The sequence below is a fragment of the Kitasatospora sp. NPDC056184 genome, from assembly GCF_042268405.1.
Taxonomy (GTDB): domain Bacteria; phylum Actinomycetota; class Actinomycetes; order Streptomycetales; family Streptomycetaceae; genus Kitasatospora.
In genome coordinates this window covers 123,505-135,386 of the sequence record NZ_JBHJUI010000003.1, presented here as the reverse complement: position 1 = coordinate 135,386, position 11,882 = coordinate 123,505, and the positions used below count along the sequence as shown (strand labels likewise).

General features: G+C 73.5%; 9 protein-coding genes. 6 read left to right on the top strand and 3 right to left on the bottom strand.

Annotated elements, in window-relative coordinates:
- Positions 1–17: 17 nt before the first annotated feature.
- The gene (locus ACFC0B_RS08295; RefSeq protein ID WP_376083802.1) at positions 18–911 is read right to left on the bottom strand and encodes a phosphotransferase enzyme family protein; all 894 of its coding nucleotides are present in this window, start codon (positions 909–911) and stop codon (positions 18–20) included.
- 134 nt (positions 912–1,045) lie between these two features.
- On the bottom strand, positions 1,046–3,313 hold the full coding sequence (locus ACFC0B_RS08290; RefSeq protein WP_376084369.1) for an MMPL family transporter: 2,268 nt from the start codon (positions 3,311–3,313) through the stop codon (positions 1,046–1,048).
- A gap of 572 nt (positions 3,314–3,885) precedes the next feature.
- Here ACFC0B_RS08290 and ACFC0B_RS08285 point away from each other — a divergent pair.
- The 5 genes from ACFC0B_RS08285 to ACFC0B_RS08265 all read left to right on the top strand — a co-directional run bounded on the left by ACFC0B_RS08285 (position 3,886) and on the right by ACFC0B_RS08265 (position 10,434).
- On the top strand, positions 3,886–6,084 hold the full coding sequence (locus ACFC0B_RS08285) for an MMPL family transporter (RefSeq protein ID WP_376083800.1): 2,199 nt from the start codon (positions 3,886–3,888) through the stop codon (positions 6,082–6,084).
- Positions 6,085–6,406: 322 nt separating this feature from the next.
- Positions 6,407–6,610, top strand: coding sequence for a cold-shock protein (locus ACFC0B_RS08280; protein WP_327676217.1), 204 nt, complete (start codon positions 6,407–6,409; stop codon positions 6,608–6,610).
- Between the two features lie 159 nt (positions 6,611–6,769).
- Positions 6,770–8,458, top strand: a complete 1,689-nt coding sequence (locus ACFC0B_RS08275) for a DEAD/DEAH box helicase (protein ID WP_376083798.1) — start codon at positions 6,770–6,772, stop codon at positions 8,456–8,458.
- A gap of 417 nt (positions 8,459–8,875) precedes the next feature.
- On the top strand, positions 8,876–9,601 hold the full coding sequence (locus ACFC0B_RS08270) for a ricin-type beta-trefoil lectin domain protein (protein WP_376083796.1): 726 nt from the start codon (positions 8,876–8,878) through the stop codon (positions 9,599–9,601).
- Between the two features lie 53 nt (positions 9,602–9,654).
- Positions 9,655–10,434, top strand: coding sequence for a ricin-type beta-trefoil lectin domain protein (locus ACFC0B_RS08265; protein WP_376083794.1), 780 nt, complete (start codon positions 9,655–9,657; stop codon positions 10,432–10,434).
- Between the two features lie 12 nt (positions 10,435–10,446).
- Here the strand turns inward: ACFC0B_RS08265 and ACFC0B_RS08260 are convergent, their stop codons facing one another.
- Positions 10,447–11,061: a TetR/AcrR family transcriptional regulator gene (locus tag ACFC0B_RS08260; protein WP_376083792.1), complete on the bottom strand. Its 615-nt coding sequence runs from the start codon at positions 11,059–11,061 to the stop codon at positions 10,447–10,449.
- 148 nt (positions 11,062–11,209) lie between these two features.
- Here ACFC0B_RS08260 and ACFC0B_RS08255 point away from each other — a divergent pair, with 148 nt between their 5' ends.
- Positions 11,210–11,878, top strand: a complete 669-nt coding sequence (locus ACFC0B_RS08255; protein WP_376083790.1) for an FMN-dependent NADH-azoreductase — start codon at positions 11,210–11,212, stop codon at positions 11,876–11,878.
- Positions 11,879–11,882 lie beyond the last annotated feature (4 nt).

The following is an 11,882-nucleotide window of genomic DNA, read 5'->3' as shown; positions in this document are numbered from 1 at the left end:
ACCCGCCCCCGCGCCGGTCAGAACGGGTACCAGCGGACCTCCGAGGCGCCCGTCCGCAGCGAGTCCACCCGGCGCCGGAACTCGGCCAGCGCCGCCGGATTGCCCGGCGCCTGCTGCGCGACCCAGGAGGCGCTGGCCGTCTCCCGGGCGCCGCGCAGCACCGCGAAGCCGGACCACTCGCGCACGTCCCAGCCGTACGCCTCGGTGAACGCCCGGTACTCCTCGCCCGGCACGCCGTACCGGTCGTGGCTGAGCGCGAGCACCACCAGGTCGTGCTCGCGCAGGTCGTTGGCGACGAACTCCAGGTCGAGCAGGACGGGCCCGTCCGGGCCGATGTGGACGTTGCGCGGCAGCGCGTCGCCGTGGATCACCCCGGTCGGCAGGTGCGGGACGAGCACGGCCGCCTCGGCGGTGAAGGCATCCCGGCGCCGGCGCAGGAAGTCGACGTCGGCCGGATCGACGTGGCCCTCGGCGGAGGCGAGCCAGCGCTCGACGGGCGCCAGCAGGTCGCGCCGGCCGAGCGCGAACGGCGGGTCGGGCAGCCGGTGCAGGGCGTGCAGCAGCGGGGCGAGGTCGGCCGGGCGGGCGGGCCGCTCGGCGGGCGCCAGCCGGTGCCAGAACGTGACGGGGTGGCCGTGGGCGAGCCGCGGTTCGACGGGCACCGCGTCGTACGGGCGGACCACCGGGACGCCGTGGCCGGCCAGCCAGTCGGCGACGGCGAGCTCGCGGCGGGCGCGCTCGAACAGTTCCGGGGCGCGGCCGACCTTGGCGACCACGGCCGGGTCGCCGAGGTCGAAGACGGCGTTCTCGCCGAGGGCGATCAGCCGGGCGTCGGCGGGGCCGGGCAGGCCGGCCGACTCGCAGGCGTGGGCGAGCAGCAGCCGGGCCCGTTCCTCGTCGAAGGGGAGCATGGGGGTGTCCGTTTCCTTGCATGACAGCCGGGTGTGGGTGGGCGATCATTCTGGCAAACGGGTGCCGGGCCCCGCGTCACGCGGGGCCCGGCGGTGTCCGGGGTCTGCGGGTCCGAGGACCGCCGGGGGAGGGGTCAGACCTCGATCCGGCGGTGCCGGGCCTGGTGCGGCTGCGGCTGCTGCGCGGCCGGCGGAACCGGGGAGGCCTGGGCGGCGCCGGCGCCGGCGCCGAGCGGCGGGACGCTCTCGCCGTGCGACAGGTCCGGCAGCCAGCCGAGCCAGCGCGGCAGGTACCAGTTGCCCTCGCCGAGCAGGGTCATCACGGCCGGCAGCAGCACCGCGCGGATGATCGTCGCGTCGATCAGCACGGCGACCGCGAGGCCGACGCCCATCTGCTTCATGGCCTGCATCGACAGGGTGCCGAAGACCGCGAACACCGCCACCATGATCACCGCGGCGCTGGTGACCACCCCGGCCGTGGAGCGGATGCCGTGGGCGATCGCGGCCCGGGTCGGCAGGCCCCGGTCGCGGCCCTCCTTGATCCGGGAGACCACGAAGACGTGGTAGTCCATCGAGAGGCCGAAGAGGATCACGAAGAGGAACAGCGGGACCCAGGACTCCACCGCGCCGACGCCCTCGGTGCCGAGCAGCGAGGCACCCACACCGTGCTGGAAGACCAGCGTCAGCACCCCGTACGCGGCACCGACCGACAGCAGGTTGAGCACCACGGCGGTGCCGGCGACGGCCAGCGAGCGGAAGGAAGTGAGCATCAGGAGGAAGGCGAAGGCCACCACGAAGCCGAAGACCAGCGGCATCGCGCCGGTCATCTTGGCGTTGAAGTCGTAGGAGCCGGCGGTGCGGCCGGTGACCGGGGCCTCGGTGCCGGGCACGGTGAGCACGGTGGCGGGGACCAGCCGCTCGCGCAGGGTCTTCAGCGCGGCGTTGCTGACCTTGTCGTTGCCGGTGCCGTTGAGCGGGATGTCGACGGTGGCGACGTTCTGCTGCGCGTGGACGGTGACGTCGACCGGTCCGTGCATCTCCCCGCTGGCCAGGGCGCGGGCCTTGAGGTCGGCGATCGCGGCGGTCATCGCGGGGGAGTCGATGTCGGCGGCCTTGATCACCACCGAGGCGGGCGCCGGGCTGCCGGGGAAGGCGGCCTCGATCTTCTGCGAGACGGTGACCAGCTCGTTGCCCTTGGGCAGCTGCTGCTGGAAGGTGAGGTTGGCGGTGTGCATGGTGAGCAGCGGGGCGGACAGGCCGATCAGTACGGCCCCGGCGAGCACGGTGGCGGCCAGCGGGCGGCGCAGCACGGGGGTCAGCACGGCGTTCCAGAACCGGCCGCCGGTGGTCGCGGCGTCGGCGCTGCGGAGCCGGCCGAGGAACGGCACCCGGCCCTTGCCGACCTTGTCGCCGAGCATCGAGAGCAGGGCGGGCAGCACGGTGAGCGAGCCGAGCACGGCGGTGACGACGACCACGATGGTGGCGTACGCCATGGACTCGAACTCGGCGATGCCGGTGAGGAACATGCCGGCCATGGCGATCACCACGGTGATGCCGGAGACCAGGACGGCCCGGCCGCTGGTGGCGGCGGCGATCCGCAGCGAGGTCTCCAGGTCGCGCCCGGCGGCCCGCTCCTCGCGCTCGCGGCGCAGGTAGAAGAGGCAGTAGTCGACGCCGACGGCGAGGCCGACCAGCAGCATCACCGAGCTGGCGCTGTTGCTGGTGTGCAGCAGGCCGCTGCTGAGCGCGACCAGGCCGCCGGCCGCGATGAAGGCGGTGAGCGCGAGCACGACCGGCAGCACGGCGGCGACCAGCGCGCCGAAGGCGACCAGCAGGATGCCGAGGGCGAGCGGGACGGCCGTCCACTCGGCGCGGGCGAAGTCGTCGGCGAACTGCTCGTCCATCCACTTGCCGGAGCTGGCGTCGCCCAGTTCGACCACGGTGAGGTCGGGGTGCTGCTTCTGGACGCCGGCGACGGCGTCGACCACGGCGGTGACGTTCTTCACCGCCTCCTCGCGCTCGCCCTTCACGGTGAGCTGGACGAGGGCGGAGTGGCCGTCGGCGGAGACCGCCTTGGTGTCGTAGGGGGAGCGGACGTCGGTGGCCTTTCCGGTGCCGTCGACCGCGGCGAGGACCTGCTCGACGGCGGTCCGGAAGGCGGGCGCGTCGGTGGTCAGGCCGGCGCTCTGGACCAGCACGGTCTCGGTGGACGGGGGCTTGAGGCCGGCCTGGTCGAGGATCTCGGCGGCCCGGGAGACCTGGCCCGGCATGGCTTCGGCGTCGGTGACCTTGGTGCTGCCGTGCATGCCGCCGAGGACGGCGGCGAGGACGACGAAGAGCAGCCAGCCGAAGACGGCGGTCTTTCTGTGGCGGGCGCTCCACGCGCCCATGGCGGCGGCCATGCCGAGCTTGGTCTTCACGGGTTCCCCCCTGGGAGTGCGGCCGGCGCCGGGATCGGTGGCGGGCGCGGGCCGGGTCTGCGGCGGTGGTCGGCCGCCGGGATCGTCGGGCGCCGGGGTGCGGTCCGGCGCCGCACATGACACTAGGGAACCCGCAGGTGACGGAGTATCCGGCTGGCGGGGGAGTTCGCCCTGTGGTCTTCCTCGGGGGCGGGGTGGGGTTTTCCCTACCCGCCGACCCTGAGACCTCCTCCTAGGGACCGGGGAGCGGACTCCACCCTGAGGGGGAGTCGAATCCACCCGGAGCACGAGGTTCGGGGGGTCGTACGGGGGCGAAGATGGGTCAGGGCCGCTTCACGGCGTCCCCGAGGGGGTCGGCCTGCGGCAACGGGGTCGTGGGGAAAAATTGCTTGCCGGTCGGCTAGCAAGTGACCGTAGGATGATCCCCTCTTCGTACTTACCTGCCGACCGGCTAGGCCCGTGCCCCCGCACCGGCCGGGCCGATCCTCGATCCGTCGCCCGGCGTCCCGTCCCCCAAGGGCTGCGGTGAACCATGCCCAGGAGGCATTACGAGCATGTTCCACCGACTTGGACAATTCGTCGTCCGTCGCGCCTGGTGGGTGATCGCCGCGTGGGTCGTCGCGATGATCGCCATCGCGGCGTCGGCGCCGAAGATCACCGCCGCCACCGACGAGGCCGCGTTCCTCCCGAAGCACTACGAGTCCATCCAGGCCGCCCAGTTGCAGGAGGAGGCGTTCCCGGCGAGCTTCACGCCGTCCGCGCTCGCCCTGTTCGAGCGCAACGACGGCGCCCCGATGACGGCCGACGACAAGGCCGCCGCGTCGAAGATCATCAAGGGCCTCACCGACAAGCAGATCGAGCACGTCGAGCAGATCGTCCCGGTCAGCGACCAGACGACGTCCAAGGACGGCAAGTACGCGCTGGCGCCGATCGCGATCGACAAGGCCACCCAGAACTCGGAGAAGTTCGGCGAGGTCGCCAAGAAGGTCCGTGAGGAGGGCAAGGCGCTCGCCCAGGGCACCGACCTGAAGTTCCAGCTCGGGGGCCAGGCCGCCCAGCAGCTGGACCAGCAGGAGTCCTCCGGCGCGGCCGACGCCGTCATCGGCATCAGCAGCGTCGTCCTGGTCGCGATCATCGTCGGCCTGATCTTCCGCAGCGTGCTGGCCGGCGTGCTGCCGGTGCTGCTCTCGCTGGTGATCGCCATGCCGACCGCGAACGGCCTGATCGCCTACGCCACCAAGGCCTTCGACCTGAAGTCCACCCCGGTGCTCTCGGCGATCCTGATCGTCGTGGTGCTCGGCGTCGGCACCGACTACTTCCTGTTCCTCGCCTTCCGCTACCGCGAGCGGCTGCGGGCGGGCGACACCCGGCAGGAGGCCGTGGTCAACGCCGTCGGCCGGGTCGGCGAGGCCATCGCCTCCGCGGCCGGCGCGGTCACCGTCGCCTTCGCGGTGCTGGTCCTCTCCAGCCTCGGCATGTTCAAGGCGCTCGGCCCGGCGCTGGCCATCGCGGTCGTCGTCACCGCCTTCGCCTCGCTCACGCTGGCCCCGGCCGTGCTCGCGGTCATCCCGGCCCGCGGGGTGTTCTGGCCCGGCAAGAAGTGGATGCGCGAGCCGAGCGACGCCCGGTTCGCCGCGCTCGGCCGGGTGGTCGAGAAGCGCCCGGCCCTGGTGGCCGTCGCCTCCGGCGGCGTGCTGCTGGCCCTGACCGCCGGCGCCCTCGGCTACAACGGCACCTTCGACCTCGCGGGCAGCTCCATGCCCAAGACCAAGGAGTCGATGGTCGTCCAGGACAAGATGGTCAGCGCCTTCTCGGCCGGCGCCGCCGACCCGACGCACGTCTACCTGACCGCCGGCGGCGGCGGCAAGCTCGACCAGTCCGCCTTCGCGGGCTACGCCGCCAAGCTCGGCGCCGTGCCCGGCGTCGCCGAGGCCGAGGCGAAGCCGGAGGTCAGCAAGGACGGCGCGACCGCGGACTTCACCGTCCTGCTCAAGAGCGAGCCGTCCGGCAACGAGGCGATCGACACCGTCACCGAGCTGCGCAAGGTCGCCCACGACCAGGCGCCGTCCGGCACCGAGGCCAAGGTCGGCGGCATCACCGCGATCTACAAGGACATCAACCTGGCGATGAGCCACGACTACAAGCTGGTGTTCCCGATCGCGGGTCTGCTGATCCTGCTGATCCTGGCCCTCCAGCTGCGCAGCGTGGTCGCCCCCTGGTACCTGATGGCCTCGGTCGGCCTCGGCTTCACCGCCACCCTCGGCTCCTCGACCCTGCTGTTCCAGAACATCAAGGGCGAGCACGGCATGATGTTCATGCTGCCGATCCTGATCTACCTCTTCGTGGTGGCGATCGGCACCGACTACAACATCCTGATCATCGCCCGTCTGCGCGAGGAGGCCCGCGCGGGCCGCAACCCGCGCGAGGCGGCCCGCGAGGCGGTGCGCCACGGCGGCCCGACCGTCGCGGCGGCCGGCTTCATCCTGGCGGTGTCGTTCGCGACCTTCATGCTCGCGGGCAACATCTTCATGCTGGAGTTCGGCTTCGGCATGGCCTTCGGGATCTTCCTGGCGGCCTTCGTGATGGCGATGTTCTTCACCCCGGCGCTCACCGCGCTGGTCGGCAAGGCGGCCTGGTGGCCCGGCCACGGCGGCGACGCCGTCGGCGGCCGCGGGGGCCACGGCGGCCCGGCCGCCGCGCCGGCGAGCCCGTACGGCGCGCACGGCCTGCCGGAGTCGGCCGGACGGCACTGAGACCGCCCGACCATCCCGGTGACAGCAGGGCGGCACCACGGTGCCGCCGGGGACGGCGCCCGCTTCGGCGGGCGCCGTCTGCCCGTTTCCCGGAGCCTGCAAACGTGATCTGTCGGGCAGAAAATCCCCGGTCAATCGGGGTGCGGCCGTGCTACAGTCGAGTCAGTTGCAGTTTTGGTTCCCATGAACGCTTGTGTGCGCCTGCTGGTCCCAACCAACAGGCGCATTTGTTTTGTCCGGTGTTTCAGTCTCCGGATGGGGATCGCGGCTACTTGGGGTCCACGAGGTGTGGGCTCCGATGCCCCAGTTAGAGGAGACGGTTATGGCTACCGGCACCGTGAAGTGGTTCAACAGCGAGAAGGGCTTCGGCTTCATCGAGCAGGAGACCGGCGGCCCCGACGTGTTCGCGCACTACTCGAACATCGTCGCTCAGGGCTTCCGTGAGCTCGTCGAGGGCCAGAAGGTCGAGTTCGACGTCACCCAGGGCCAGAAGGGCCCGCAGGCCGAGAACATCCGCGTCATCTGAGTCCAGCTTCCGAGCTGACTCGCGATCTCGCGTAGCGAGGGCCCGCACCGCACGGTGCGGGCCCTCGCCCATGCCGCCGAACGGCCGGGGCGGCGCACTCCCTCCCTACGGCCGACCAGCCCCTGACCGGGCTGCCGCGCTACAGACGGAGAAAACCCCGTGACCACCCCTGCCCAGCCGCCCCGCGACGGCGGTCGCACCCGCAAGCCCCGTGGCCGTACCGGCGCCCCGCGCACCGGCGCCGCCGCGCGCTCCGGTTCCGCCCCGCGCACCGGCGCGTCCTCCCGCCCGCCGCGCCGCAACGCGCCGCGCGTGGCCGAGCCCGCCGACTTCACCGTCGTCCAGGGCACGCCGTCCCGCCCGCCGGCGGAGAGCTTCGCCGAGCTGGAGCTGCCCAAGGCGATCCTGTCCGCGCTGACCCGCGAGGGCGTCACCGAGCCGTTCCCGATCCAGGCCGCCACCCTGCCGGACTCGATCGCCGGCCGCGACGTGCTCGGCCGCGGCCGCACCGGCTCCGGCAAGACCCTCGCCTTCGGCCTGCCGGTGCTCGCCCGCACCGCCGGCAAGCGCGCCGACGCCCGCCACCCGCTGGCGCTCGTGCTCACGCCCACCCGCGAGCTGGCCCAGCAGGTCACCGAGGCGCTCACCCCGTACGCCACCGCCGTCAACCTGCGGATCGCCACCGTCGTCGGCGGCATGTCGATCACCCGGCAGGCCAACGCGGTGCGGCGCGGCGCCGAGGTCCTGGTCGCCACCCCCGGCCGGCTGGACGACCTGATCGGCCGCGGCGACGTCCGGCTCTCCGACGTCGCGATCACCGTGCTCGACGAGGCCGACCAGATGGCCGACATGGGCTTCCTGCCGCAGGTCACCAAGCTGCTGGAGCAGGTCGCCGAGGGCGGGCAGCGGATGCTGTTCTCCGCCACCCTGGACCGCAACGTCGACCGGCTGGTCAAGCGCTTCCTGACCGACCCGGTGACCCACTCCGTCGACCCCTCGGCCGGCGCGGTCACCACCATGGACCACCACGTGCTCCAGCTGGAGCCGGCCGACAAGGCGTCCACCGCCGCCCACATCGCCTCCCGCGAGGGGCGCGTGATCATGTTCGTGCACACCAAGCACGGCGCCGACCGGCTCGCCAAGCAGCTGCTCGCCAACGGCGTGAAGGCCGCCGCCCTGCACGGCGGCAAGTCCCAGCCGCAGCGCAACCGGGTGCTCGACCAGTTCCGGGACGGCCACGTCACCGCGCTGATCGCCACCAACGTCGCCGCCCGCGGCATCCACATCGACGGCCTCGACCTGGTCGTCAACGTCGATCCGCCGATCGACCACAAGGACTACCTGCACCGCGGCGGCCGCACCGCCCGGGCCGGCGAGTCCGGCACCGTCGTCACCCTCGTGCTGCCCGACCAGCGGCGCGAGGTCGGCCGGCTGATGACCGTGGCCGGGATCCGCCCGACCACCACCAAGATCCGCCCCGGCGACGCCGAGCTCTCCCGGATCACCGGCGCCCGCACCCCCAGCGGCGTGCCGGTCACCGTGGCCGTGCCCGCCCCGGCGGCGCCCGCCGACGCGGAGGCCGGGAAGGCCGCGCCGAAGACCTCCTCCGGGCCGCGCCGCCGCTCCGGCAAGCGCTCGGGGCTGCCGACCGACGTCGACATGAACGGCAACCCGCGCCGCCCCCGGCCCAAGCAGCGCCTCGGCGGTGCGGGCGGCGGCCAGGGCGGCGGCGCGCCGCGCCAGGCGGCCGGCTTCATCGGCCGCGCCGCGGGCCGGCCGAAGCCCGGCAGCGGCTCCAAGTCCGGCGCCAACTACGGCACCGGCCGCCAGCGCCGCCAGGCCGACTGAGCGACCGGCACGACCCCGGCGCCATCCGGCGTCCGACGGCCCGGCTCACCCCGCGACGGGGGGAGCCGGGCCGTTCGCGTGCACCCCGGCGGGATCTCCGCGGATCCGCCGGGACGGTGAACGGCCCGGCCCCGGAGGCGGCCGGGCGATCCGTCGGACCGCCCGTCCGGCGCGGCGGCGGGCCGGGTGCTTTCCGGACGGATCGTCCGGGGCCCCGGCCTGCCGCCGCTTCCGGGCGTCCGTTCGTACCGGGCCCCGTCCGTGGACGGACCGTTGGCGTGATCGTCCCCCCGCGCTGTTGACCGTGGCCGTACATCCCCCCGACGCTTTCACGCGGCCCGCACAAGTGGTGCACCGTCATCACGGTTCCGCTTCCCGCGGGTTGTCCGGTTCACCGTCTTCGGAAGGACCTTCCCGATGCGTCGTACCGCCGCCCTCCTCTCCAGCGCCGCCTTGCTCGGCGCGGCCGCCTCGCTCGCCGCCCCGGCCACCGGCGCCCAGGCCGCCGGGGGCTGTTACGCCTACGTCGGAGGCTGGAACGCCTACGGCAACTGTTCCGGCATCGACCCGCTGCAGAGCTGGTACGTGGCCGCCACCTGCCAGTACTGGAACGCCGACCACACGGTGCAGTTCTCCCGGCCGGTCTACGGCTACACGGTGATCGGCGACGGCACGTCGGTCGCCTCCTGCGGGATCAACGACACCGTGGCCTTCCCGCGCGTCGTCTACGGCGCGAAGCTGCCGCCCCAGCCCGCGGGGCCTGTCGGCCCGATCACCGGTTACGCGAGCAAGTGCGTCGACGTGAAGGGCGCCGCCGGCTCCGACGGCACCCCCGTCCAGATCTACGACTGCAACGGCACCAACGCCCAGCAGTGGAAGATCGCGGTGGACGGCACCGTCCGGGCCCTCAACAAGTGCATGGACGTCACCGGCGCCGGCACCGCCAACGGCACCAAGATCCAGCTGTACACCTGCAACGGCACCGGCGCCCAGCAGTGGCAGGTCCGGGCCGACGGCTCGATCCTCAACCCGGCCTCCGGCCGCTGCCTGGACGACCTCGGCTTCTCCACCGCCAACGGCAACCAGCTGGGCATCTGGGACTGCAACGGGGCCGCGAACCAGGTCTGGCACGTCCCCGCGTGACCGCCGTCACCGAGCCGGCGACCGGACCGACCGCCGCCCCGAGGAGCCTCCCCGTGCGCCGTACCGCCACCCTGTTCGCCACCGCCGTGCTCGCGGCGGCCGCCGCGCTCACCGCCCCGTCCGCCGCCGGCGCCGCCGGGAGCGCGCCCTCCGCCGACGTACCGGCCGCGCCGGCGCCGTCCGCCGGGCAGGCCGCCGGCCCGGCCGACAAGTGCACCGTCACCCCCGAGGGCTTCGGCTCCCGCGCGACCTGTTGGGGCATCGACCCGATGCAGACCTGGGTCCTCGCGGGCACCTGTGTGACCTACCCGAGTTCCGGACTCCCGGTCTACTCGCAGGCCTGGAGCAGCGGCTGGGTCACCGGCAACACCACCGCCACGGCGAGCTGCCCGCCCATGGCGTTCCCGTGGTGGATCGACATCACCTTCGGCCCCGCGCCCCCGGCCGGTCCGGTCGGCCCGATCGTCGGCTACGGGAACAAGTGCGTCGGGGTGAAGGACGGCAACACCGCCAACGGCACCCCCGTCCAGATCTGGGACTGCCTCGGCAACACCGCCCAGACCTGGAAGATCGCCGTCGACGGCACCGTCCGCGCCCTCGGCAAGTGCCTGGACGTCAAGGGCGGCAACGGCTCCCTCGGCACCCCGGTGCAGCTCTACGACTGCAACGGCAGCGGAGCCCAGCAGTGGCAGCCCCGGTCCGACGGATCGCTCTACAACCCGATGTCGGCCCGCTGCCTGGACGACTACGCGTACTCCACCACCAACGGCAACCAGATCCTCATCTGGGACTGCAACGGCGCCGCCAACCAGGTCTGGCACCTGCCGGCCTGACGGCGCCCGGGGTCAGGACCCGGGTCGGCCGAGGGCGCCGTGCGCCAGGACGGCGAGGCCCGCCGCGATCCGCCCGGGGGTGAGGCCGCCGTCGCGCTGGTGGCGGAAGAGCTCGGGGGCGAGCGGGGCGAGCAGCTGGTCGGCCAGGACCTCCGGGTCCGGCCGGCCGGCCTCGCGCGCCAGGTGGGTGACGTGCAGCCGCCAGAACGCGTAGGCGCCGGTCCGGTAGCGGGCGGCGCCGGTCTCCGCGCCGAGCACCAGGGGGAGGTGGGCCTCCAGCAGCTCGACCATCGCCGCGTAGAAGGCGGCCAGCCGTTCGGCCGGGGCCGGCGCGGCTCCGGGCCCGCCCGGGCCGAGCGGCGGGGCGCCGCGCAGCAGCCGCTCCTGGAGGGCGCGCTCGTGCTCGTCGAGCAGGGCGCGGGCGATCGAGGCGCGGTCCGGGTAGCGGCGGTAGAGGGTGCCGCGGCCGATGCCGGCGGCCCGGGCGATGTCGTCCATGGTGACGGCGGTCGGATCGCCCTCGGCGAAGAGCCGTTCGGCGGCGGCGAGCACCTTGGCCCGGTTCCGGGCGGCGTCGGCCCGTTCGCGGGGCGGCGGGCCGTCGGCCAGCGGGAGTTCCGTCGTCATGGGGGTCAACGGTAGAGGGAGACGGGCGCCGGAGGGAAGTGGACATGCTGTCCACTTCCCTTTAGCGTAGGCGGTGCCGGAGTAAGTGGACGGGTTGTCCGCTTGTCTCGGCCGCTCCGTCCCGCCCAGACCGTTCCGGGGGTTCACCGTGTCCCATCTCCTGCACCTCGACAGCAGCGCGCGCACCGACTCCTTCTCCCGCCGCCTCGGTGCGGCCTTCGCCGAGGCCTGGCGCGCCGGGGGTGGCGAGGTCACCCACCGCGACCTCGCCGCCGACCCCGTCCCGCCGATCCGCGAGGGCTGGACCCGGATCTGCGACACCCTGCTGCGCGAGGGCATCACCGACATCGCCCGGTACTCCGAGGCGGTCCGCACCGAGCAGGAGCGGGAGGCCTGGGCGGTCGTCCGGCCGCTGCTCGACGAGCTGGTCGCGGCGGACGCGGTGCTGATCGGCGCGCCGATGTACAACTTCGGCGTCCCCGCCGCGCTCAAGGCCTGGATCGACCAGGTCACCTTCCCGAAGATGGTGCTCGCCCCGCGCAGGTTCGTGGTGGCGGCCGCCCACGGCGGCGCCTACGGGCCCGGCACCCCGCGCGAGCCCTACGACCACCACGGCCGCTACCTGCGCGACTTCGTCCGCGGCCACTACGCGGTGGAGGACACCGAGGTGATCGCCGCCGAACTCGTCAACTCGCTGGTCGACCCCGCCCTGGCCGGGAGGGCCGCCCAGCACCGGGAGTCCGTCGCCGACGCGCTGGACCGGGCCGGGAAGCTGGGCGCCGAGCTGGTCGGCCACCGCATCCCGAGGGAGGGCTGAGCGC